Source organism: Chromohalobacter sp., assembly GCF_039830575.1.
In the GTDB taxonomy this organism is placed as follows: Bacteria; Pseudomonadota; Gammaproteobacteria; order Pseudomonadales; family Halomonadaceae; genus Chromohalobacter; species Chromohalobacter israelensis.
This window is the reverse complement of record NZ_JBDOOX010000017.1, coordinates 146,146-169,887: the sequence shown is the minus strand read 5'-3', so window position 1 is coordinate 169,887 and position 23,742 is coordinate 146,146. Positions and strand designations below refer to the sequence as shown.

Below are 23,742 nucleotides of genomic sequence, written 5' to 3'. Positions count from 1 at the left end.
GTCCGCGTGAGGCCCGCTTGGGTGTAGAATGCGTGGATCGTCGCGGCATGGCCGTGACTGGACGTCTCGCTCCTGGGTCTTGCGATCCGGGGCTTTTGAAGTGAGTGTTTCGACCGACGATGCAGAGAGGTGGTATGCGCCCGAGTGGACGACAGCCCGACCAACCCCGCGAGATCACCCTGGAACGGGGCTACACGCGCCATGCGGAAGGGTCCGTACTGGTGAGCTTCGGCGATACCAAGGTGCTGTGTAACGCCAGTGTGGAAGCCGGCGTGCCGCGTTGGTTGCGTGGCAAGCAGCAAGGGTGGATCACCGCCGAATACGGCATGCTGCCGCGCGCGACTCACACCCGTGGCGGACGCGAAGCCACGCGCGGCAAGCAAGGTGGCCGTACGCTGGAGATCCAGCGCTTGATCGGTCGCTCGCTGCGCACCGTGGTGGATCTCAAGAAGCTGGGCGAATTCACGATCACCGTGGATTGCGACGTGATCCAGGCCGATGGCGGCACGCGCACGGCGTCGATCACCGGCGGTTGCGTGGCGCTGGTGGATGCCATCCATCACTTGCAGCGCGAGAAGCTGATCAAGAAGGATCCCTTCAAGCAGCTGGTGAGCTCGGTGTCGGTGGGTATCTTCAAGGGACAGCCGGTCGTCGACCTGGACTATCCCGAGGACAGCACGGCGGGTACCGACATGAACGTGGTGATGGCCGAGGATGGTGGCCTGATCGAGGTGCAGGGCACTGCCGAAACGGCGACGTTCACCCGTCAGGAGCTCAATGCGATGCTGGACCTGGCCGAAGGCGCCGGGCGTCAGCTGTTCGCGCATCAGCGCGAGGCACTGGGTTTTCGTGACTGAAAACGCACGACGCCGGCCAGAGGCCGGCGTCGTCATGGGCGCGGGGACCGGCGACGTTACAGTTCGAGATCGTACTCGACGATGAGCGGCGCGAATTCGGAGAAGGTCGCGTCGCGGTCGATCCAGGCATCCACCACGTGGCGGCGGAACTCGGGACCGACGATCTGGTAGTCCAGACGCCAGCCTTCCTGTCGCGCGCGCGGCACTTCCTGGTCGAGCTTGGGCCACCAGGTGTACTGATTGGCGTCGCGATTGACCTCACGGAAGGTGTCGATGTAGCCCATCGGACCGAAGACCTGATCCATCCAGGCACGCTCTTCGGGGCGAAAGCCCGGCGTGGTCTGGTTGTCGGCCCAGTTGGCGAGGTCGATGGTCTTGTGCGCGATGTGCCAAGTTCCGCAGATGATGTACTCGCGGCGCTTGCGCACCATCTTGCTGAGATATTCCTGGTACTGATTCATGAAGGCCTGCTTGGCCTCCAGGTCGCTACCGTCGGGCATCAGGAAGCTGGCGATGCTGAAGCGCTCGTAATCGGCCTGCAGGAAACGCGCTTCGTTATCGCACTGGGGGAACCCCAGCCCGTACATGATGGCCTTGGGAATCGTGCGGCAATAGAGCCCCACGCCGGAGAAGCCGTCTTCCTCGGCATCCAGGAAGTAACCTTCGTACCCTTCGGGAAAGAGGATGCTGTCGTCGAGTTCGAAGCTTTTGGCCTTGAGATTCTGCACGCAGACGACGTCGGCGTCCTGGTTGGCCAGCCAGTCGAGAAACCCCCTCCCGACCGCTTCGCGGATCCCGTTGACATTGATGCTGGCGATTTTCATACATGGTCCCTTTTTCGTCGCGCGTGTATGATACCTGAGCTTTCGACGTTTAGGTAAATGTGTAGAAACGATCAGGGTGATAGGGAGTCAGCGTGACCGCTCAACTGCAGCCGTACCAGCGGGAGTTCATCGAGTTCGCCATCGACGAAGGCGTGCTCAAGTTCGGTGAATTCACCCTCAAGTCCGGGCGGATCAGCCCCTATTTCTTCAATGCCGGTCTGTTCAAGAGCGGCCGTGCGCTGGCGCGCCTGGGCCGCTTCTATGCCCAGGCCATCGCGCATAGCGGGCTCGAGGCGGACGTGCTGTTCGGCCCTGCCTACAAGGGCATCCCGCTGGCGACGACCACCGCCGTGGCGCTGGCCGATCATCATGACCGCGACCTGCCGTTCGCGTTCAACCGCAAGGAAGCCAAGGCCCACGGCGAAGGCGGCAACATCGTCGGCGCGGCGCTCGCCGGTCGGGTGCTGATCATCGACGATGTCATCACCGCTGGTACCGCGATCCGTGAGGTCATGCAGCTCATCGACGCCGCCGGTGCCGAGGCGGCCGGCGTGGTCATCGCCCTCGACCGTCAGGAGCGCGGCCAGGACGAAAACGGCCTCAAGGCGCAAAGCGCGATCCAGGAAGTGACGAGCCAGTATGGCATGCCCGTCGTCAGCATCGTGACCCTGGACCAGGTACTGGCCTACCTGGAAACGCGCCAGTCGCAGGGTGACGAGAGCGACCAGTCGCTGCGCCAGCACGCCGACGCTATCCGTGCGTATCGTGACCGTTACGGTGTGCGTCTCGACGGATAAGGTTTGAAAACGGCGTTTTTAAACTGCCGTGATTATGCCATAGTGATGACAGTGTTCACCATCTTTTGCGAGAGTTTCCCATGATCAAGTCACTCGGTTCCGTGCTTGCTTCCGCCGGCCTTCTGCTGGCCAGCCATCAGGCCATGGCGCTCAGCGTGTCCGCCAACGCGGGTGCCGACTCCCGAGGCATCGAGGCGAGCCAAAGCATCTTTCCCACGCTGCGGGCCAGCGTCGGTTACTTCACGTCGGACGACAGCGGTCACGATGCCGATACCTACTCCGGGTCGTTGATGTTCTCGCCGTACCTGCCGCTGGTCGATCTGTTGGTGGGCGCGCGCTATCAATACCAGGACACGCATTTCGGTGATGGCGGTGGTGTCGGCCTGGGGGGCTCGGCCTTCGTCGACACCCCGATTCCACTGACCTCGGTGGGCGGCTACGGCTTTTATACGCCGGATGGCCTGAGTCACGGCGACATCAAGAAGAGCTATGAGTACGGTGCCCAGGCGCGGGTCAACGTCGTCTCGCAGACTTACCTGTATGGCGGCTACCGCTATTACCGCACCGACTTCGACGAGAGCGGCGAGCATACCCTCGACAGCGGGCCGGTGGTCGGCGTCAGCGTCGGCTTCTGAGGGCGCTGCAGAAAGCTCCGATCGGCGTCCCATTCGGGGCGCCGATTGCGTATCATGGGGGCTCATCGCCGCCATGGCACAGTGATCCTCATGCTCGATATCGTACTCTTTGAGCCCGAAATTCCGCCCAACACGGGCAATCTCATCCGTTTGTGCGCCAATACCGGCTTCCGCCTGCATCTGATCGAGCCGCTGGGCTTCGCGCTCGACGATAAGCGTCTGCGTCGCGCGGGGCTCGACTACCACGAGTGGGCGCGGGTCAAGGTACATGCCGACTGGCGCGCCTTCCTGGAAAGCGTGCAGCCGGCGCGCGTGCTGGCGGTGTCCACGCGCGGTCGCACCGGCTATCACGAGGTCGCCTACCGGAAAGGCGATGCCCTGGTCTTCGGCCCCGAGACCCGCGGGCTTCCGCAGGCCATGCTCGATGCCTTGCCGCCGGCGCAGCGGCTGCGCATTCCCATGCTGCCCGACAGCCGCAGTCTGAACCTTTCCAATGCCTGCGCGATCCTGGTCTTCGAAGCCTGGCGCCAGCTCGAGTTCGCCGGGGCGGGGATCGCCGATGCGGAGGCGGTGCCGACGTCATGAGCACCTCTCCCTCGATTCGCCAGCGCCTCGCCAAGCTCAATCCCCGCCAGCAGGAAGCCGCGCGGTATATCGACGGCCCTTGCCTGGTGCTGGCCGGTGCCGGGTCCGGCAAGACCAGCGTGATCACCACCAAGATCGCCTACCTGATCCAGGAATGCGGGATGAGCGCGCGCAAGATCGCGGCGGTGACCTTCACCAACAAGGCGGCGCGCGAGATGAAGGAGCGCGTGGGGGAGATGCTCCAGGGGCGCGAGGGCCACGGCCTGACGGTGTCCACCTTCCACACCCTGGGGCTCAACATCATTCGCGGCGAACTGAAGACGCTGGGCTACAAGCCGGGCTTCTCGCTGTTCGATCCCGAGGATGCCAAGGCACTGCTGCGCGACTTGATGCAGAAGGAAGCGGATACCGACGCCGAGCAGATCAACGCGGTGCAGGGGCAGATTTCCCAGTGGAAGAACGACCTGGTGCTGCCGGGGCAGGCGATCTCGCACGCCGCGGATGAAGACACGCAATACGCGGCGCGGGTGTATGAAGCCTACAGCCGGCATCTCAAGGCCTACAACGCGGTCGACTTCGACGACCTGATCCTGCTGCCGGTGGTGCTGCTGCGCGACAATCCCGACGCCCTGGCCCGCTGGCGGCGCAAGATCCAGTACATGCTGGTCGACGAGTATCAGGACACCAATGTCAGCCAGTATCAACTGGTCAAGCTGCTGATGGCCGAGCGCGCCACCTTCACCGTGGTCGGCGACGACGATCAGTCGATCTACGCCTGGCGCGGCGCACGCCCCGAGAACCTGGTCACCCTGGGGGAGGACTTCCCGCGCCTGAACGTCATCAAGCTCGAACAGAACTATCGCTCCACCGGTACCATTCTGCGCGCGGCCAATACCCTGATCGGCAACAATCCCCACGTCTACGAGAAGACCCTGTGGTCGGAGATGGGCCAGGGCGATGCCATTCGCGTCATCGTCAATCGTCACGAAGAGGCCGAGGCCGAGCGCGTGGCCAGCGAGATCCTCACCCGGCGCATCAAGGAGCGTGCCGAATGGCGCGATTTCGCGGTCCTTTACCGGGGCAACTTCCAGGCGCGGTTACTGGAGCTCAAGCTTCAGCATTACCAGATTCCCTACAAGCTCTCCGGCGGCACGTCGTTCTTCTCGCGCAACGAGATCAAGGATGCCATGGCGTACCTGCGCCTGTTGATCAACCCCGGCGACGACAACGCCTTCCTGCGTATCGTCAACGTGCCGCGTCGCGAGGTCGGGCCGGGAACACTGGAGAAGCTCGCCAACTATGCCACCGAGCGGCAGGTGTCGCTGTTCGCCGCATGTCACGAAATCGGCCTCGAGCAGGTGCTGCCCACGCGTGCGGTGGAGCGCCTGTCGCGCTTCACGCACTTCATCGACGGCGTGCGCCGGCGCATGGACCAGGGCGATGCCATCGCGGCGATTCGCGACATGCTGCGCGAGATGGATTACGAGGCCTGGCTGTTCCAGAACGCCAGCGCCCCGACCATCGCCGAGCGGCGCATGGCCAATGTGTGGACCCTGATCGACCAGCTCGAGAAGTCGATGCAGCGCGACGATGACGACGCCGACGAGACCGACGACGTGGAGTCCGCGATTTCGCGGCTGGTATTGCGCGATATCCTCGAGCAGCAGGCCGAGGAGGACGACTCCGACCGGGTGCAGCTGCTCACCATGCATGCCTCGAAGGGGCTGGAGTTCCCGCACGTCTACCTGATGGGGCTGGAAGAAGAACTGCTGCCGCACCGCAATGCGATCGAAGCCGGCACCATCGAAGAGGAGCGGCGCCTCGCCTACGTCGGCATCACCCGGGCGCGGCGCACCTTGACGCTGACCCTGGCCCGCCAGCGAAAGGCCTATGGCGAGCTGCTGGACTGCACGCCCAGTCGCTTTCTCGAGGAGCTTCCGCCCGACGATCTCGAATGGGAAGGTCGCGCCGACAAGGAAGACCCCGAGAAGAAGCAGGCGCGCGGCAAGGATGCCATCGCCGGACTGCGCTCGTTGCTGGGATAATCTGCCATTGCCTGAATGCCAACCGTGTCATTCGACGGAGCCTTTTATGAACCCGCACGCCCTGCGCTCGCTACTGTTCGTTCCGGCCACGCGGCCGGACCGCATCGCCAAGGCCTTGGCCAGCACGGCGGATGTCGTGATCGTCGATCTGGAAGATGCCGTGGCCGATGGCGACAAGGCCGCGGCCCGGGAGGCTCTGGCGGCCTTTCTGGCGGACAACCCTCAGGCCTCGCTCGTGGTGCGCGTGAATGCGCCCGCTTCCCCGCATCATGCGCTCGACCTGGCGCTGTGCGCGCGTGAGAGGGCCGTCACGCATCTGCTCGTGCCCAAGGCTGAAGCCGTCCCAGCGCTTGAGCAGGCCGCCGCCTGCGGCAAACCGCTGTGGCTGCAGATCGAAACCGCGCCAGGGCTGCTGGCGTTGCCCGGCCTGGTGGGCATGACCGGCGTCGAGCGGCTGAGTTTCGGGGCCCTGGATCTGATCTCCGAGCTGGGACTCACACCCGAGACGTCGGGGGCGCGCCAAATGCTCGACCAGGGGCGCTACCAGCTGGTGGTCCATTCGCGCGCGGCGGGCCTGGCCGCGCCGTTCGAAAGCCCGCATCCGGCCATCGACGATACGGACGCCGTGGCGCGGGCGGCCGTTCACGCCAAGGAGATGGGCTTCGCCGGCATGCTATGCATCCATCCTCGGCAGTTGTCCGCCGTCAATCGGGCGTTTTCTCCCAGCGAGGCCGATGTCGCCTGGGCCAGGCAAGTGATCGACGGTGCCGACCGCGAGGCCGGCGCATTCAGCGTCGCGGGCCAGATGGTCGACGCGCCGGTCGTCAGCCGCGCCCGGGGCATTCTCGCCAAGCACGAGGCGAAGGGGTAATGGCCGCAAATCCCCGAAGATAAGTAGGAAGCTATGGCGCTATCGCGGGAGGCGCGTATACCGATTGGGCCCTGTAAAAAGAGGTGGGATAGCAGAAGGAAGGCGTGGTTGCTAGAATGCTGCAGAAATGAATTCAAAATATAAAATTCGTTATTAGCCATCATAGTGCGGTTGAAGCATCACACGGTCAACTGGGTCGCCGCGTGCTTGTCATGTAGTGCGATACTGTGTACTCGGACATCGGATAGGTCTATGGATAAGATCAAGCAGAACACGCTACATGGTGAAGTCGCTGTACGTATCCGTGATATGATCGACGCGGGTACGCTGACACCCGGAAGCCGTGTTCCTGAAAAACAGCTCTGTGAACAATTTGGCGTCTCGCGCACCCCCCTGCGAGAAGCATTGAAAGTATTGGCTTCGGAAGGATTTGTAGAACTTCTGCCGAACCGAGGTGCACGCATCTCCAAACTGACCATCGATACTTTACAGAATACGCTGGAAGTTATGAGTGCACTCGAGGGGTTGTCCGGCGAACTGGCTTGCGCACATGTTTCCGATGCCGAACTCGCTAATATAGAAGCATTGCACTATCAAATGCTGGCTCATTACAAGAATTCCAACATGGCTGAGTATCTGTTGACCAACCAGCAGATACATGAAGCAATCGTGGTTGCCTCCCGCAATGATGTACTGATTGATGTCTACAAGAACTTGAATCAGAGGGTCCGGCGTGTTCGTTTTTCCGCCGAGCTCAGCAGAGAGTACTGGGCTAAAGCGGTACAGGATCACGAGGATATTATCGATGCCCTTCGTCGCCGAGATGGCGAGACACTGGGAAAAATTCTGCGCCGCCATCTCAGCGATAAAGTTGAGGTGTCTTCCCTGTCTGATATGGCGGAGCCCAAGAGTATGTCATGATGCATCTCGTTGGTGTGTGCAGGCCACCTTTTAAAAAGCAGGGTGGCCTGTTTTTTGAGTTGCTTTCAGGCTTTTTTGGCGCTCAGTTTCCGTATTTTTCTATATGCTTTTGATAATCGCGGGCCATAAAGAATGAGCGCGGCTAACGCGAAAAGTATCATGGCGATTGGGCGGTCAAGGAAGATCGTCAGGTCGCCGCCCCCCATGGAAGAAGTCTGGATTAGCGTCTTCTCGAACATCCCGCCAAGAACGATGCCGAGTATCAAAGGCGCAGTGGGATAGTCATAGCGCTTCATGAAATAACCGATTATTCCGAAAGCCAGTGCTAGCCAGACTCCCCACATACGGTTTTCAATGGCGTAAGCGCCGATGAAGGAAAGGAACAAGATACAAGGGTAGATCAGTTCATAACGGAAACGCAGGATCGAGGCAAATAGGGGGACTAGAGGCAGGTTTAGCAACAGCAAAATTACACTGCCGATAAAAAATGAGGCCATCAACCCCCAGACCAGATCAGGCTCGTTGGTGAAAAGTAAGGGCCCAGGCTGAATGCCGAACACAATGAAGGCGCCAAGGAGCACTGCGGTGGTACCCGACCCGGGAATACCCAAGGTAAGGGTTGGGACGAAGGAGCCATTGACGGCTGCGCTGTTCGCGGCCTCCGGTGCGGCCACTCCCTCTATCGCTCCCTTGCCGAATTCGCTTTTGTGCTTAGAGAAGTGGCGTGCCAGATCGTAACCTAGAAAAGAAGCGAGTGTGGCCCCGGCGCCCGGGAGCACTCCGATGAAAAAGCCAAGTAACCCACTACTGAATATTGTGGTCCGACATCTCCGCCAGTCCTCCCGCTTCAGGATCATATCGCGAAACCGTGTACGTATTGGCTCAACTTTGCCGCTACGGACTTGATGCAGTACTTCGGCAACCGCGAACAGGCCAATCACGACTGGCAAGAAACCGATACCCCCGAAAAGGTTAATGAAGCCGAAGGTAAAACGTGTGCTGCCGCTTTGAGGATCGAGGCCAATAGTGGTGATAGCAACGCCGAAAGTGGCCATGGCCAACCCTTTGATTCTCGACGTGCCACTGAAGCCGACGATGCTTGTGAAGCCAAGAACGATCAGTGCGCAGATTTCGGGTGGCCCGAAATGCAGCGCCAGCGAGGCAAAGACTGGCGCTAACGCCATGAGGAGAATCAAGCTGGTGATGCCCGACACAAAGCTTGAGACCGCACCGATGGCCAAGGCTGGTCCGGCCCTGCCTTGTCGAGCCATCGGATAGCCGTCGATGGCGGTGACGACGCTGGCCGAGTCGCCAGGCGTTGCAATTAAGACCGAGGTGATCGTCGCGCCATACTGGGCTCCATAGTAGATACCCGCGAGCATGATAAGCGCAGTGATCGGGCTGAGAGTGAGCGTTAGGGGTAATAGCAACGCGACGCCGGTGGCTGAGCCTAATCCAGGGAGCAGGCCAATGACCGTTCCGAGCAAGACCCCGATGAAGCAATAGAGCAAGTTCATGGGGGATAGCGCGGTGCCAAACCCCGTTATGAGGTGTGAGAAGAAATCCATTATTCAGCCTCCAAGCAGCGGGGCACTGATGCCGAGGGGTAAACGGATCCCCATGAATTGGTAAAAGATCAGCCACGCGAGCAGGCCTATACCCAAGCTGATAGCGAAACTGAATCCGATGTGTTCGCGCTCTACACCGGCCAAGATCACGAAGACAAGAATGGAAAAGGTTATAAGGAATCCAAGAATAGGCGCCAAGATGACCGCTATGAGCAATAACCCAAAGACGAGTGCCACGGTTTTTGTAGTGTTGTAGCGTAATTCTTTGCTGGTTATTGAACTGGACTCAGTGTCATTTTCTGATGGGGGCGTTGTAGACTTAACTCTTGATCGCCAAGTCTCCCAGCCGATCATTGCACCGAAGGCGACCAATAGCAGGCCGACTACGAAGGGGACGAAGCCCGGAGTAATTCGGGCTCCCTCCCCCCAGATGCCGTAATCGACCGAGAGGGTGGAGAACGCCGCTCCCACTGCGACGAGGATCAGCGCTCCCACATAGTCTCCTCTCGGTTTCATGGTGATTACCTCTCAGTCCGTTTCAGTCAGGAGCGGGGCAATAGTGTTATGTTGTTTTTCGAGGAAAGCGGCGAATTCTTCACCGGTGCGGACCTTGGGGGTTAGGTAATTGTTTTCGATGTAAGTCTTGTAGCCCTCGGTTTCAGACCACGACTTGACGGCGTTTTCCCAATAGGTTTTTTGTGCCTCGCTGAGACCGGGAGAAGCGAGTATTCCACGGAATTGCAGGGTGGGTGTGACATCGACATCGATTCCCGCTTCGGCGATTGTCGGCACTTCGGCCAAGGGGCCTTGGTCGAAACGTTCCTCCTTGAAGATAGTCAGGGCGCGGACTTTATCGGCCTTGATGAGTTCGATAGCCTCACCGGGGTTGGCGCCGGCGGCGGCGACATCACCGCCGAGTAGAGCTGCGTTGTTGGCCGATCCTGATTCGAAGACGACGCGGTTGAACGTTACGTCCTGGTTCTGTTCAATCAGTTGGAAGGCTAGTGATGCTGGGCTCCCCTTGCCTGAGATAGCGATGTTCACTTGGCCTTGCTTTGCCGCATCTACCAGGTCGCTAATGGATTCATGCGGAGAATCATTGGCGACGATGATCATTGTGTGATCTTCGGCAGCTTCAGCAATTGGCGTTAGCTTGTCCCAGCTGTACGGGACGTCGTTCATGAGGGGCAGGATGATGGCTGCCCCTGTCTCCGAGGCGAGCAGGTAGTGGGGGTTGCCATCTCGTTGCAGGAGTGTTGAGTAACCGATGGCTCCTGAACCACCTACAATATTATTGACGGAGATCTCGACATCTTCCCTGACCTCCTTGATTCCTGATGTAGCTGCGCGGCCGAACGTGTCGCTACCACCGCCTGGTTTAAAAGGCACCACCATCGATACGTTCTGCGAAGGAGACCAAGAGGACTCTTCGGCCTGGGCAGAGCTTGCGAATGTTGCGGAACCCAATGCAAAGGCTACTGCCATGGTACCGCCGATCTGTAGAAAACTGTTGCGTTTTGTTGTGATAGTCATGGTAGTTCTCCCGATATGTCTGTGAGCTGAGCGATTGTTCTTGTGAGCGTAAAGCGTTGACTGCCTCCTCTACTGATCAAAGAATGAATATTGCCGTCGAGAATTGCCTACTCGACGATGTGGAACTGGTCAAAATTGGTTTCACTGAGTGTGAGCCCAAGTCCTGGAAGGTCGTCGTTTAGGTCGAGATATCCGTCGATGGGCTCTGGATCGCCCTCGAACAGGTAGTAGAAAAGCTCATTGCCGATCTCGACGTCATGCACCGGGAAGAATTCGGACATCGGCGAGGCCAGCGAGGCCATCGTCAGATGGTAGTTGTGCATCTGCCCCGCATGCGGGATCACCGGTACCTCGAAAGCCTCGGCCATGGCGTTGATCTTGCGCGCCACGCTGATGCCGCCGACGCGGTTGGTATCGTACTGAATCACCGAGACGGCTTTCTTCTCCAGGAGTTGTCGGAAACCGTGCACGGTGAATTCGTGCTCGCCGCCGGAAATCGGCATGGGGGCGATGCGGTTGAGTTCGGCGTAGCCGTCGATGTCATCGGCGATCACCGGCTCCTCCAGCCAACGCAGCTCGAAGGGTTCGAGGCGGGGCAGCATGCGCCGGGCATAGTCGAGATTCCATCCCATGTAGCAATCGGCCATCAGGTCGATGTCCTCGCCGATCACCTCGCGTACCGCGGCCACGCTCTTGAGGTTCTCGCGCATGCCGCGGGGCCCATCCTTGGGCCCATAGCCGAAACGCATCTTCATCGCCGTGAAGCCCTGGTCGAGATAGACTTGCGCCTCGTGCTGCATCGTCTCGCGATCGGTGTTGTAGAGTTTGGAGGCGTAGCACGGGATCTTCTCCTTGGTCCGCCCGCCCAGCAGCTTGAATACCGGCTTGCCAAGCGCCTTGCCCATGATGTCCCAGATGGCGATGTCGACGCCCGAGATCGCCGCCATGCCGATACCGCGCCGTCCCCACGCCAGCGTTGCGCGATACATGCGCTGCCACAGGTACTCGTAGTCGAACGGGTCCTGGCCGATGACCAGAGGAGCAAGATGCTGATCGATGATCGTCTTGGCGACACGTGGCGCCAGGGCCACGTTGCCGAGCCCGACGATCCCTTCGTCCGTTTCGACCTCGACCACCGTCCAGCCATGAAACCGGAAACTGCCCATGGCATCGCCCCGATCCCACAGGGCATCCATGGCATTGGTGCAGAAATGCGGCTGCGGTGGCACTGTGTCGCCTTTCCATTCGAAGACGCGGGCTCTTACGCGCGTGATTTTCATAATCTTGTCCGTCTAGCGTCGTGATGAGGAGTTAGCTGGAAAGCCGGTTGCTGGCCGCCATTTGGCAAGCCAATTTGAAAGCATTGTGAGTGGGGCGCAGGTTGGCTTTCCCAGAGCTGGCGATGTCATAGGCCGTACCGTGTGCTGGTGTGGTAATGGGCACCGGCAGGCCGCCATGAACCGTGACCCCTTCATGAAAACCGAGAAGCTTTATGGCGATCTGCCCTTGGTCGTGAAACATGGTGACCACGGCGTCATATTCCCCGTCGCGCACTTTGAGAAATAATGTGTCAGCAGGGTGAGGGCCGGACACTGTGAGCCCCTCGTCTTGCGCTTCTTCCACTGCCGGGGCAATAGTGTCAACTTCCTCGCGACCGCAGGTTCCACTCTCGCCACCATGTGGATTGAATGCCGCGACGGCGATGCGTGGTTCAGCAAATCCGGCCAAACGTAGTGACTTATCGGTGAGGCGTGCCGCTTTCAGGATACGTTCACGCGTGACGTAGGAAGGCGCATCCTTCAATGGAATATGTGATGAGATACGCGAGGTCCAGATACTTCCGAATGTATTGAACTCGCAGGTGTAATCATTGACACCCAAATAATCGGCGAAGAATCCCAGTTCGTCCTCGAAGTTCATGCCTCCGAGCTTCATGGCATACTTGTTCAGCGGGCCGAAGCAAATCCCGTCGATATCACCCCGTACGGCGGCATCTAGACATTGCGTCAGGGCATGGCGCGCAGAACGTCCGCCCGCCGCGTTCGCTTCGCCGTAGCGAGTCTCGTCGCGAGAAATACTATCGATGGGCATCAGTACGGGGGTCGTGTATTCGCGTGCCTCGGCGAAGCGTTCGATCACAGGTAAATCGAGCCGAGTGCCGGCGATGCGCTGGCCTTCTTCCCAGAGCCAAGTGTCGGCAACCAGCACCGCATGGCCGCTTTCCTGAGAGGCAGGGTCCGCCAGAAGCTTGGCGATCAACTCCGGTCCAATGCCAGCTGGGTCGCCCAGGACGATGCCGATGAGGGGGCGGACACGAGTATCTTGGTTGTCGTTATGCGGTGTCATGGGGGCTGGGTCCTTTAATGCTGCATCGTGCAATTGGTGATGCTTTTGCCGTTATCTGGTCTTCTGGTTGTATTACCAGTCCAGTTAACGTCAAGCCTAGTTGCCAGCACGGGAGCGTCAAGGCCAAAAGTGCGTCGTTGTCTTATACTTAGGTAGCAATAACGTTGTGGTATTTTGATTCATGGACTAAAAGTTAGACCAGTTGGTGGGAGGTGATCTGAGATGGATAACCCGGCTTTTGCGTTCGAGCAGGCGCTGAGAAACAAGACCAAGAAAGAGTTGCTGGCCGACAAGTTGGTGGACATGGTGCGCAATCGGCTGCTCCAGGATGGTGATGAACTACCCAGCGAGCGTGAGATGGCGCAGCTTTTCAGCGTAAGTCGAGAGACGATTCGTGGTGCCGTGTCTCACTTGGCAGCCCTGGGGATGGTCAGCGTATCGCATGGTAGTAAGACTCGGGTGTGCGTCGATGAATCGGCACTCCAACATTACCGGCTTATGCAGGGCGAGGAAGCAACTGGCCCTGTCGGTGAGTCTCGCTATGACATTGATAGCGTTTACGAGAGCCGCCTGGTGATAGAGTCGGCGATCGCACGGCGTGCAGCCTTGAAGATCGACGATCATGGCGTCGCCCAGTTGGAAAAGATGCTCAAGACTCAGTCCGAGTGTAATGGCGAGTACCCAATACCCTTCCAGATGTCGGACAAGGCGTTCCACCGATTGATTTCGGAATATGCCGATAACGATATCTTGGTCAAATATGCCGATGAACTCTACAGCTTTGACCTGTACGTGAGGCGACGCGTATTGCTCGAGCCTGGAGCGGTCGAACGCAGCTACCGTGAGCATATATACATTGTCGAGGCCTTGAAGAGAGGCGATCCGGATGCTGCTGAAAGAGCCATGCTCGCCCATCTCGATAGTGTTTACCGGACGACCAAAGAAAAAATGGCGGGTGGGTCTGGCTAAACGCGTTCATGCGTCGCTGGGATCGGAAAGTCACCGGACAAGGTTATTGGTGCGTGGCTTCGACAGGGGGAGCGGCATTATGAGGCCGCCTGTAAAGCCGCACCCACTGGTCAATCTGAAAGCGTGACGAACAATGAAAGGAATGAATTATGCACGTACTGATAACCGGCGCTGCTGGCTTTCTCGGGCAGCGCCTGATTGCGGCACTACTCGACCGCGGACGCCTCGATGGGCAAGCGTTGACGCGATTGACATTGATCGACCCAGCTGCCCCCGCCCTGGAGTCACTTTCTAATGATGCCATCGATGTCGAGTGTCGCGACCTGGATATTGCCGAGCCTGGTGCCCTGAATGCATCTCTCGGTGAACGGCCCGATGTGATCTTTCATTTGGCCGCTGTGGTCAGTGCGGAAGCGGAGGCCGATCTTGACCTGGGTATGACGGTTAACTTCGATGCCACGCGTGCCTTGCTGGAAGGTTGTCGTCGTTATGCTCTTTCCGCAACGCGCCTCGTCATGACGAGTTCGGTCGCGGTTTACGGAGGTGAGTTACCTGAAGTGCTCGATGACATGACGGCGCTGACACCGCAGAGCTCGTATGGCACCCAAAAAGCGATGTGTGAACTGCTGATCAGCGATTACAGCCGGCGGGGTTTGATTGATGGCCGTGTACTGCGCTTGCCAACCATCATGATTCGCCCGGGGCGGCCCAATGCTGCTGCCTCTAGCTTCGCCTCGAGTATCCTGCGCGAGCCGCTCGGTGGTGAGACTGCCATCTGTCCGGTTTCCACCGAACTGGAAATGTTTGTGATGTCGCCGGGCAAGGTGGTCGCCGCGCTAATCCACGGTGCGGAAGTGTCCGGAGATGATTTTGGCGCCTCACGCAGTGTCATGCTGCCGGGCCTTACAGTGAGCGTTGCCGAGATGCTGGAGGCGTTGCGCCGTCATGGTGGCGAGCAGGCCTTGGCACGAGTGGAGCACCACCACAACAAGGATATCGAAACCATCGTTGCCAGCTGGCCAGCTCGTTTTCGCACCGACAAGGCAAAACGGCTGGGCTTCGCCGGGGACGACGACTTCCGGGAAATCGTAGAGAGCCACCTGCGCGAACGAGCCGCCTCAATGTAAGTACGCCATCGGCCCGGGCGGTACCCACAAGACCAACAAATAAGGAGTGGTAGTCCCATGAACTTGCAAGACGATGGCCTTTTCAAACAACGATGTTACATCGGTGGACGCTGGATCGAGGCTGATGATGGGGCGGCCATTGATGTCGCCAATCCTGCCACTCAGGAGCGTCTGGGCCGCGTGCCTAGCCTGTCCCGAGAAGAGGTGCGTGCGGCCGTCGATGCTGCCGACGCCAGCCAGCCAGCCTGGCGAGCCAAAACAGCGAAAGAGCGTGCCGTCATCCTGCGTCGCTGGTACGACCTATGCATGGAGCATCAAGATGATCTGGCGACCATTCTCACCCTTGAACAGGGCAAGCCCCTGCAAGAGGCAAGGGGTGAGATCGCCTATGGTGCTTCCTTCATCGAGTGGTTCGGTGAGGAGGCCAAGCGCATCTACGGCGATGTGATCCCTGCACACGCCGGCGATCGCCGTATTGTCGTCACCAAGGAGCCGATCGGCGTGGTTGCGGCGATCACGCCCTGGAATTTCCCCAACGCCATGATCACCCGTAAAGCCGGTGCTGCCATGGCGGCGGGTTGCACTGTGGTGGTCAAACCCGCATCGAGTACGCCTTATTCAGCGCTGGCGCTGGCCGAACTGGCCGAGCGTGCCGGCGTGCCCGAAGGAGTGCTCAACGTGGTGACTGGCTCGGCACGCACGGTGGGGGGCGAGCTAACCGACAACCCCATTGTCCGTAAACTCTCTTTTACCGGCTCCACCGAGGTGGGCAAGGTACTGCTCAGCCAATGCGCCAACACCGTCAAGAAGGTTTCGATGGAACTGGGTGGCAACGCACCGTTCATCATTTTCGACGATGCCGACCTGGACCAAGCCGTGGCTGGGGTGATGGCCTCTAAATTCCGCAATGCCGGCCAGACGTGCGTGTGTGCCAATCGTATCTTCGTTCATGACAACGTTTACGACGACTTCGCGGCCAAGTTGTCCCATGCCGTCAATGCGCTACGTGTCGGTGATGGCATGGAGCCGGATGTCACCATTGGCCCGCTGATCGATCAGGCAGCCGTCGAAAAGGTCGAGCAGCACATCGAGGACGCGCAGGCGCGGGGTGCCACGGTCTACCTGGGTGGTAGTCGTCACGACAAGGGCGGGGGCTTCTTTACGCCTACCATTCTCACCGAAGTCCCCGCTGAAGCTCGTCTTATGAACGAAGAAACCTTCGGTCCGGTGGCACCGCTGTTGCGCTTCAGTGACGAGGCCGAGGTGATCCGTCAGGCTAATGCTACTGAATTTGGTCTCGCCTGCTACTTCTATAGTCGTGATATTGGCCGTGTATGGCGTGTCGCCGAGGCTCTGGAGTACGGCATCGTCGGCATCAATGAAGGGTTGATTTCCACGGAACTGGCGCCGTTTGGCGGTATCAAGGAGTCCGGCATAGGGCGTGAGGGCTCCAAGTACGGAATCGAGGACTATATCGAAATCAAGTACATGTGCATGGGCGGTCTGTGAGTCTGCAGGAAGCTTAGCTGAGGATGATAACGACATGAATGACAATCGAGCGGATATACGGGTCGGCGTGGTCGGCATCGGCCTGATGGGGCACGGTATCGCCAGCAACATTCAGAAGCATGGCTGGCCGCTGGGGTTCCTCGATCACCCGGGTAACCAGCCAGTAGACACGCTCGTGGGCAACGGTGCCCAGCGCTTTGCCACTGGCCGGGAGCTGGCGGCTCATTGCGATGTGGTCATTGTCTGCGTCACTGGCTCGCCGCAAGTCGAAGATGTCTTGTTTCGCGATGATGGTGTGCTCAAGGGCTTGAAGCCGGGGGGAGTGGTGATCGACTGCTCTACGGCGATTCCCAGTTCGACGGAGCAGATAGCTGACGCCGTTGCGACAGCCGGTGGGCGCTTTCTGGACGCGCCGATGACGCGCACGCCGAAAGAAGCTGCAGAAGGTCGGCTCAACCTTATCGTCGGTGGCGATCGCGAGTTGTTCGAGAAGCATAAACCTCTACTGGAGAGTTTTGCCGAAAACATTACCTATGCGGGGCCGGTGGGAGCAGGCCACAAGCTTAAATTGCTGCACAACTTCGTGTCGGTGGGATTTTCTACTGTCCTGGCCGAGGCCGCGGCTTGTGCACAATTGGGTGGTATCGAGCCAGAGACACTGGTGGAGGTGCTCGCCAAAGGTGGCGGTGCTGGCGCTATCCTGCAGCGCCTGCAGCCGTACATTCTCGAACGAGACAGTTCCGGCTTTCGCTTCAGCATTGCCAATGCACACAAGGACCTGGGCTATTACGTGGCCATGGCGGGCGACCTGCAGGCCAACAAGAACGCAGCCAACGGCATCCTTGCAGTGCTCGAGGACGCGAGAAACGCGGGGCATGCCGAGGCTGCGATTCCTGAATTGATCGGCCTTCTCGCGGAAGGCGAGAGAGACGGTTAAGCGGCGCGCGCCAAAACGGAAAGGGCTTCGTCATGTCGAGCGCGAATGGCTCATGGCTGCGGGCCGCTTGATTAGTGTTCCGCTTAGGTATCGATTCGTTGGAGTTCGTGCCGGTAACGCTCCTTGCGCTCGACATAATTCTGGCTGCTTTCTTGCAGGCCTGCGATTTCTTCATCGCTGAGTGTGCGAACCACCCTGGCCGGCGAGCCTAAAATAAGCGAGCAGGGCGGGAACTGTTTATTTGAGGTGATCATGGCACCGGCGCCGACCAGGCTGTTCTCGCCAATGACGGCACCGTTTAGCACGGTAGCGTGCATACCGACCAGACTGCCGTTGCCGATCGTGCAGCCGTGCAGCATGACGAGGTGACCCACGGTGACGTTGTCGCCGATGGTCAGGGGAAAACCGGGATCGACATGCAGTACGCAGTTCTCTTGTATATTGCTGCCTCTGCCGATAGTGATTGCTGCGTTGTCTCCTCGAAGTACGGCTCCAGGCCAGACACTGACGTCCTCGCCCAGCGTCACCTCACCGATGATCACCGCCTCGGGAGCGGCGTATGCGCTCGGTTCTAATGTGGGAGATGCGTCTCTCAGCGAATAGCGAGTCATCTATGTTCTCCTGATCGTTGTTGATATGGCACAGCCTAGTGCAAGCGAGTAAATCATTGTACTTTGGAATTATGAATTCAAATTTGCTTTCACGCCACTTTCTGTTCCATACAGTAAGTCATTGTTTATAAAGCATTTGTAACTCTTTTTGGCCGGTAGACTAAAGTCTATTTTGTAAAAATGAATTATGAGTTCATTCTTTGAAGGCGAGTGTCGACCCAGGCCAAGGCCTTGCAGCGTGCAGCCGAGAACCGAGGAGAAGAGCATGGAACAGCAAGCGGAAATCGAGTGTGTTCGGGAAGGGCGACTGGCATGGGTGACATTCAATCGTCCCGAAGTCCGCAACGCCATGACATGGGGCATGTACGACGGTCTTGAGCGGCTATGTGACGAGCTGGAGAAAGACGACAGCGTCGATGTCGTGGTGTTGCGTGGCGAAGGAGGAGAGGCCTTCGTCGCTGGCACCGATATCAAGCAGTTCACGCAATTCGATGATGCGGCTGATGCAATCGGCTACGAGCGACGTATCGATCGCGTCATTGAACGTCTGGAAACCCTCCAGAAGCCGACCATTGCGCTGATTGAAGGCTTTTGTATCGGAGGAGGGGCGGCGATCGCCATGGCCTGCGACTTCCGCTATGCGACGCCAGAGCTCAAGTTTGGTATCCCCATCGCGCGCACCTTGGGTAACTGCGTATCGATGAACAACATTGCGCGACTCGTCGGCCTGGTAGGGGCGGCACGCGCCAAGGAAGTATTGATGCTGGCCCGGCTGCTCAAGGCGGAGGAGAGCTATAACGCCGGCCTGGTCACGCAAATCTGTGCGGCGGGCATCATCGAAGAGGAGGTGCGTGCCGTTGCTGACAAGTTGAGCAGCTTCGCACCGTTGACGCTCAAGGCATGCAAGGAAGGTATCCGACGAGTCCAAGCTCATCAGCGGCCCGCGCCGGGGATGGACGAGGACCTTATTGCGCTCTGCTACACCAGCCAAGATTTCCACAACGCCGTGGATGCCTTTATCCACAAGCAGACGCATACCTGGCTAGGAAAATAAAGACAAACGATAGACAGGAGGTTAGGAAATGCTCGCACTGCCAAATATGAAGGTGCTGGATATCTCGCAGATCATGGCCGGGCCTTACTGCACTATGGTGCTTGCCGATCTTGGCGCGGAGGTGACCAAGGTCGAGAAGATCAATGGTGGCGACGATAGCCGCCAGATGGGCCCTTACGTCAATGAGGAGTCGACGTGCTTTGCTCAGATCAATCGTAACAAGAAGAGTATTTCCATAAATCTCAAGGACGAACAGGGCAAGGAACTTTTCTACCAGTTGGCAAGAGATGCTGACGTCATCGTCGAGAATTACCGCCCGGGTGTCACCAAGTCGCTGAAGATCGACTACGAAACTCTCAAAGACATCAATCCGGGCATCATCTACTGCTCCATCTCTGGATACGGACAGACAGGACCTTATAGTCACAAGGGAGGCTTCGACCTGGTGGCCCAGGGCATGACCGGGCTGATGTCGATGACCGGTGAGCCAGGGCGTCGGCCGTTGAAGACCGGGATCGCCGTGTACGATATTGGCGCCGGTATCACGGCCGTCTATTCCATTCTCGCGGCCTACATCCACAAGATGAATACTGGCGAGGGGCAGTTGGTCGATGTTGCCATTGCCGAATGCGGCCTCCCCTGGTTTTCTTGGGAGGCGGCTGCATACTTCTCGGAAGGTACTGTTCCGCAGCCCACTGGCTGGCGACATCGCGTGTCGGCTCCTTATCAGGCGCTTCAAGCGCGCGACGGTTACTTCATGCTTGGTTGCGCCAATCAACGCACGTGGGAGCGACTGTGCCAGGAGGTCATCATGCGCCCCGACCTGCTGGAAGACCCACGCTTCACGACCAACTACCACCGTGGGCAGAATGTCGAGGCCCTCGAGGCGGTTCTGGAAGAGATTTTCACCACCGATGACATGCATGTCTGGTTGGCAAGATGTGATCAGGCGGGAGTCCCGGCCGGTCCCATCAATAACTTCGCCCAGGCAGTGCAAGATCCTCATTACCAAGAGCGCGGCATGGTGCAGGAGGTCGAGCATCCGGTGATCGGCAAGATGCAGATGGTGGGCTTTCCCAGCAAGTTGTCACTGACGCCACCTTCCATACGCCAACCAGCGCCAGTATATGCACAGCATACCGACGAAGTGCTGCAGGGCCTGGGATTGTCCGCCGAACGCTTGGCGGTGCTGCGTGAGCAGGGCGTGATCAAGTAGAGTGCTGTATCGCGCGTATCATGCGTAAAGTGGGCTCTTGGTTGCAGTGCCATCGTCATTGCTTGCCTTTGGAGCGCTCTTCCAGGAGTGCGGCGAAAGGAGAGGTGGCCCGATACGGTGATCAAGAGGCGTTGTCTGCCTTGGCGGTGGACAACCCTGTCCTGACATCGCAGCAGGGCATGTCGCGCTCCGCCTTGGCTTCGCTGGTTAGAGCGCTGCTCTCGGAAGGCAAAGGCCGAAGGTGCGAATTCTTCAGGGGGCCAGAATATCGAGAGCCGTCTCACACCCGCGGGTGCCCAAGGCCAGTCCGTCCCAGCGCTGGAGCAGCCTGCCGCCTGCGACAAGCCGCTGTGGCTGCAGATCGAAACCGCGCAAGGGCTGCCGGCATTGTCCGACCTGGCGGGCCAGGGGGAGATGCGCCGGCCGTCAGTCGTGCCCGGGGCACTCTCGCCAAGCACGGGGCGAGCCGCCATGGTGGACAACCCCTATCCTGACGCAGTAGGATATGCCGCGTTCCGCCCTTAGCTCAGCTGGATAGAGCGTTGCCCTCCGGAGGCAAAGGTCGAAGGTTCGAATCCTTCAGGGCGGGCCACGAATCGATGCCAAGCCCGCGAGTTCTCTCGCGGGCTTTTTCGTTTACAAGCCCCCCCCGCATAGAGCCGATACGTTCTGCCCCTCGGTATGATAGAGCACTTCGATGGCTGTATTAGCGATGGGTAGTGAATCACGCGGGGCTGATAATCAAATCGATTGTCGAAACGGGAGTCGTGGGCCGGGTTTATGTTTCCAGGTTTTTAATCCTCATCAATCAATGCGTTTGTCAGAGTCCATCTCCCTGCTACGTTGAAATAGCCATTTAAGTTCGCGAAAAAATGGAATTTCTCGTCAAGGAAATGGAGCACACCATGGTTATCAAGACCCCGAATGATCTTTTCGTTCGCCTGCTTTCTGAAATTAACAGCGCAGAAAAGTAGATTACGCGCGCATTGCCGAAACTGGCCCGTGCAGCGGACGACTCCAATCTGGTCGATGCCTTCAAGGAGCACCTGGAAGAAACGCGTGGTCAGGTGGAACGGATCGAGCAAGCGGCGGATACGATTCCCGACATTCGCGTCAAGCGTATCAAGAGCTATGCGATGGAGAGCCTGCTCGAGGAAGGCCAGGAGCTGATCGAAGCCGGTGAGAAGGGGCCATTGCTGGATGCCGCGCTGATCGGTGCTGCCCAGAAGGTCGAACACTTCGAAATCGCCGCGTATGGCACGCTGTGCTCGCTGGCCGAGCAGCTTGGCTACACCGAGGCGAGGGATATCCTTGCCGAAACGCTCAAGGAAGAAAAGTCCGCGGACGATAAGCTGACCAAGCTGGCCAAGAAAGACGTGAATAAAAAGGCGGGCTAAACCACTTCGATTGACTGAAATTTTTAATTTTTATCAGCCCGTCATAAGGTCCCGGCTCGCTCCATGCGAGCCGAGACCTTTCCTGTACTCATTTAGCACCATATGACAACGCAACGGTGCCACTTTTCCCTGGCTGCCGTACCGCCGACATGTGGCCCCTGAGCCGTTCCAGAACGTGTGTGGACCGGGCGCTCGGCGATCGTGGCGACCTGCGTGTCCGATTACTCGAGACGCTGGTGCTACTTGAACCGGCAGCCCGTGAAACTGCCGAGCTCGACGTCAGGCCCGAGTGCATCGCCGGGGAGGGCTCGGGTGGCGCACGATGGCTTGCTGGCCTGTCTCTTGCTCTTCGATTCTTGATTGCCGTATTGGCTTGCGCACACGCGCCGAGCGCGATTCTGTTATCCTGCCGCCATTCCATCCCGACCACCGTTGTTCATCATCGCGCACTGATTTTGCGTGACGCATGACGTGGTCGACACCCTTTACAGGATCGCCCAGTGTCCGACTTATCCCCTCGTCCCGACTTCGCCACCTTGCCGCTGGCGCCTGCGTTGCTCGCCAACCTGGCGTCGCTGGGCTACCACGCGATGACGCCGATCCAGGCCGAGAGCCTGCCGGCGATACTCGCCGGGCGCGACGTGATCGGCCAGGGCCAGACCGGCTCGGGCAAGACGGCGGCGTTCGGTCTGGGCGTGCTCGCGAAGCTCGAAGTGAAGGCATTTCGTGTGCAGGCGCTGGTGTTGTGTCCGACCCGCGAGCTGGCCGATCAGGTCGCCGGTGAGGTGCGTCGGCTGGCGCGTGGGCTGGGCAACGTCAAGGTGCTGACGCTGTGTGGCGGGGCGCCGCTCAAGCCGCAGCGCGATTCGCTGGAACATGGCGCGCATGTAGTGGTGGGAACCCCGGGGCGGATCGAGGAGCACCTGCGCAAGGGCTCGCTGACACTCGGCGCGCTGACCACGCTGGTGCTGGACGAAGCCGATCGCATGCTCGACATGGGCTTCCAGGCGGCGATCGAGACGATCGTCGGCCAGACGCCGACCTCGCGTCAGACGCTGTTGTTCAGTGCCACCTACGGCGAGGGCATCCGGCCGGTCGCCGAGCGTCTGATGCGTGAACCGCTCGCCGTGGAGGTCGCCTCGACGCATGACGACACCAGCATCCGTCAGCATTTCTTCCGGGTCGCCGACGAGGAGGCTCGCCTGCCGGCGCTGGAGCGGCTGTTGCTGAGCCATCGCCCGGAGTCCAGCGTGGTGTTCTGCAACACCAAGCGCGAGACGCAACAGGTCGCCGAGGCCCTGAACGCGGCGGGCTTTTCCGCGCTGGCGCTCAATGGCGATCTTGAGCAGCCCGACCGCGACCGCATCCTGGCGATGTTCGCCAACAAGAGCGTGTCGGTTCTGGTCGCCACCGACGTGGCGGCGCGCGGGCTGGACATCGATGCGCTGGATGCGGTGTTCAATTACCAGATCGCCCGCGAACTCGAGGTTCACGTACATCGCATCGGGCGTACCGGCCGGGCCGGTGGGCGCGGGGTGGCCTGTACACTGGTCGCCGAGGGGGAGCGCTATCGACTCGAAAAGCTCGGCGACTTCCTCGGCGAGCCGCTGGCCTGCGAACCGTTGCCGACGCTGCGCGGCAATCCGCAGCCCTTCACGCCGCGGATGACGACGTTGCAGCTCGGCGCCGGCAAGAAGCAGAAGGTACGTCCGGGAGACATTCTCGGCGCCTTGACCGGCGAGGGCGGTATCGCCGGCGACCAGGTCGGCAAGATCCAGATCACCGAGCGCAGTGCCTTCGTCGCCGTCGAGCGCGAGGTGGCCCGTGCTGCGCTCGATCAACTCGCCAATGGACGGATCAAGGGGCGGTCGTTCCGGGCGCGCCGCGTCACTCGCTGATTTCCCGATGGTGCTTCTGATGCTTGCCCCGATTACCGGCGC

At 59.4% G+C, this 23,742-nt stretch carries 22 protein-coding genes and 2 tRNA genes; 17 read left to right on the top strand and 7 right to left on the bottom strand.

The window, feature by feature from the left end:
• Nucleotides 1-134 precede the first annotated feature (134 nt).
• Entirely contained in the window at nt 135-857 is a 723-nt protein-coding gene (gene rph, locus ABGX75_RS16370) for a ribonuclease PH (protein ID WP_179152373.1), read from the top strand.
• A gap of 56 nt (nt 858-913) precedes the next feature.
• On the opposite strand, the gene ABGX75_RS16365 is transcribed toward rph, so the two are convergent.
• Nucleotides 914-1,681 (bottom strand): exodeoxyribonuclease III, encoded by a 768-nt coding sequence (locus ABGX75_RS16365; protein ID WP_035414233.1) that lies wholly within the window; start codon nt 1,679-1,681, stop codon nt 914-916.
• A gap of 92 nt (nt 1,682-1,773) precedes the next feature.
• Between ABGX75_RS16365 and pyrE the strand changes: the two genes are divergently transcribed.
• The 6 genes from pyrE (at nt 1,774) to ABGX75_RS16335 (ending at nt 7,535) form a co-directional block, all read left to right on the top strand.
• Nucleotides 1,774-2,478 carry an orotate phosphoribosyltransferase gene (gene pyrE / locus ABGX75_RS16360; RefSeq protein ID WP_011508494.1) on the top strand — a complete coding sequence of 235 codons (705 nt, stop codon included), beginning with the start codon at nt 1,774-1,776 and terminating at the stop codon, nt 2,476-2,478.
• A gap of 80 nt (nt 2,479-2,558) precedes the next feature.
• Nucleotides 2,559-3,113, top strand: coding sequence for a YfaZ family outer membrane protein (locus ABGX75_RS16355; RefSeq protein ID WP_347411042.1), 555 nt, complete (start codon nt 2,559-2,561; stop codon nt 3,111-3,113).
• Between the two features lie 90 nt (nt 3,114-3,203).
• Complete coding sequence (trmL, locus tag ABGX75_RS16350; protein WP_347411041.1) at nt 3,204-3,698, top strand: tRNA (uridine(34)/cytosine(34)/5-carboxymethylaminomethyluridine(34)-2'-O)-methyltransferase TrmL; 495 nt, start codon at nt 3,204-3,206, stop codon at nt 3,696-3,698.
• The gene (gene rep / locus ABGX75_RS16345; protein WP_011508491.1) at nt 3,695-5,743 is read left to right on the top strand and encodes a DNA helicase Rep; all 2,049 of its coding nucleotides are present in this window, start codon (nt 3,695-3,697) and stop codon (nt 5,741-5,743) included. The genes trmL and rep overlap by 4 nt, the downstream gene beginning before the upstream one ends.
• 46 nt (nt 5,744-5,789) lie before the next feature.
• Nucleotides 5,790-6,614: a CoA ester lyase gene (locus tag ABGX75_RS16340; RefSeq protein WP_347411040.1), complete on the top strand. Its 825-nt coding sequence runs from the start codon at nt 5,790-5,792 to the stop codon at nt 6,612-6,614.
• Nucleotides 6,615-6,866: 252 nt separating this feature from the next.
• A complete protein-coding gene (locus ABGX75_RS16335) occupies nt 6,867-7,535 on the top strand; it encodes a GntR family transcriptional regulator (RefSeq protein ID WP_179152371.1) in 669 nt (222 codons plus the stop codon).
• A 65-nt stretch (nt 7,536-7,600) separates the two neighbouring features.
• Here ABGX75_RS16335 and ABGX75_RS16330 read toward each other — a convergent pair whose 3' ends face one another.
• The 5 genes from ABGX75_RS16330 to ABGX75_RS16310 all read right to left on the bottom strand — a co-directional run bounded on the left by ABGX75_RS16330 (nt 7,601) and on the right by ABGX75_RS16310 (nt 12,982).
• On the bottom strand, nt 7,601-9,103 hold the full coding sequence (locus ABGX75_RS16330) for a tripartite tricarboxylate transporter permease (RefSeq protein WP_179152370.1): 1,503 nt from the start codon (nt 9,101-9,103) through the stop codon (nt 7,601-7,603).
• Nucleotides 9,104-9,106: 3 nt separating this feature from the next.
• Nucleotides 9,107-9,598, bottom strand: a complete 492-nt coding sequence (locus tag ABGX75_RS16325) for a tripartite tricarboxylate transporter TctB family protein (protein WP_043558699.1) — start codon at nt 9,596-9,598, stop codon at nt 9,107-9,109.
• Nucleotides 9,599-9,631: 33 nt separating this feature from the next.
• The gene (locus tag ABGX75_RS16320; protein ID WP_011508486.1) at nt 9,632-10,636 is read right to left on the bottom strand and encodes a tripartite tricarboxylate transporter substrate binding protein; all 1,005 of its coding nucleotides are present in this window, start codon (nt 10,634-10,636) and stop codon (nt 9,632-9,634) included.
• Nucleotides 10,637-10,743: 107 nt separating this feature from the next.
• On the bottom strand, nt 10,744-11,916 hold the full coding sequence (locus ABGX75_RS16315) for an L-rhamnonate dehydratase (protein WP_347411039.1): 1,173 nt from the start codon (nt 11,914-11,916) through the stop codon (nt 10,744-10,746).
• Nucleotides 11,917-11,947: 31 nt separating this feature from the next.
• Nucleotides 11,948-12,982 carry a 4-hydroxythreonine-4-phosphate dehydrogenase PdxA gene (locus ABGX75_RS16310; RefSeq protein WP_011508484.1) on the bottom strand — a complete coding sequence of 345 codons (1,035 nt, stop codon included), beginning with the start codon at nt 12,980-12,982 and terminating at the stop codon, nt 11,948-11,950.
• Between the two features lie 222 nt (nt 12,983-13,204).
• Here ABGX75_RS16310 and ABGX75_RS16305 point away from each other — a divergent pair, with 222 nt between their 5' ends.
• The 4 genes from ABGX75_RS16305 (at nt 13,205) to ABGX75_RS16290 (ending at nt 17,524) form a co-directional block, all read left to right on the top strand.
• Nucleotides 13,205-13,951, top strand: coding sequence for an FCD domain-containing protein (locus tag ABGX75_RS16305; RefSeq protein ID WP_011508483.1), 747 nt, complete (start codon nt 13,205-13,207; stop codon nt 13,949-13,951).
• 149 nt (nt 13,952-14,100) lie between these two features.
• Complete coding sequence (gene denD / locus ABGX75_RS16300) at nt 14,101-15,078, top strand: D-erythronate dehydrogenase (RefSeq protein ID WP_011508482.1); 978 nt, start codon at nt 14,101-14,103, stop codon at nt 15,076-15,078.
• Between the two features lie 57 nt (nt 15,079-15,135).
• On the top strand, nt 15,136-16,587 hold the full coding sequence (gene gabD / locus ABGX75_RS16295; protein WP_011508481.1) for an NADP-dependent succinate-semialdehyde dehydrogenase: 1,452 nt from the start codon (nt 15,136-15,138) through the stop codon (nt 16,585-16,587).
• Nucleotides 16,588-16,621: 34 nt separating this feature from the next.
• Complete coding sequence (locus ABGX75_RS16290; RefSeq protein ID WP_011508480.1) at nt 16,622-17,524, top strand: NAD(P)-dependent oxidoreductase; 903 nt, start codon at nt 16,622-16,624, stop codon at nt 17,522-17,524.
• A gap of 83 nt (nt 17,525-17,607) precedes the next feature.
• Here ABGX75_RS16290 and ABGX75_RS16285 read toward each other — a convergent pair whose 3' ends face one another.
• Nucleotides 17,608-18,135: a gamma carbonic anhydrase family protein gene (locus ABGX75_RS16285; protein ID WP_011508479.1), complete on the bottom strand. Its 528-nt coding sequence runs from the start codon at nt 18,133-18,135 to the stop codon at nt 17,608-17,610.
• A 265-nt stretch (nt 18,136-18,400) separates the two neighbouring features.
• On the opposite strand from ABGX75_RS16285, the gene ABGX75_RS16280 reads away from it, so the two are divergent.
• From ABGX75_RS16280 to dbpA, 6 genes are all read left to right on the top strand, one after another.
• Nucleotides 18,401-19,189: an enoyl-CoA hydratase/isomerase family protein gene (locus ABGX75_RS16280; protein ID WP_347411038.1), complete on the top strand. Its 789-nt coding sequence runs from the start codon at nt 18,401-18,403 to the stop codon at nt 19,187-19,189.
• 28 nt (nt 19,190-19,217) lie between these two features.
• Nucleotides 19,218-20,405, top strand: a complete 1,188-nt coding sequence (locus ABGX75_RS16275; protein WP_179152363.1) for a CoA transferase — start codon at nt 19,218-19,220, stop codon at nt 20,403-20,405.
• A gap of 191 nt (nt 20,406-20,596) precedes the next feature.
• A tRNA-Pro gene (locus tag ABGX75_RS16270) sits at nt 20,597-20,667 on the top strand.
• Nucleotides 20,668-20,920: 253 nt separating this feature from the next.
• A tRNA-Arg gene (locus tag ABGX75_RS16265) sits at nt 20,921-20,997 on the top strand.
• Nucleotides 20,998-21,391: 394 nt separating this feature from the next.
• A complete protein-coding gene (locus tag ABGX75_RS16260; protein WP_347411037.1) occupies nt 21,392-21,802 on the top strand; it encodes a DUF892 family protein in 411 nt (136 codons plus the stop codon).
• A gap of 500 nt (nt 21,803-22,302) precedes the next feature.
• Nucleotides 22,303-23,700, top strand: coding sequence for an ATP-dependent RNA helicase DbpA (gene dbpA, locus ABGX75_RS16255; RefSeq protein ID WP_011508474.1), 1,398 nt, complete (start codon nt 22,303-22,305; stop codon nt 23,698-23,700).
• Nucleotides 23,701-23,742: the final 42 nt, after the last annotated feature.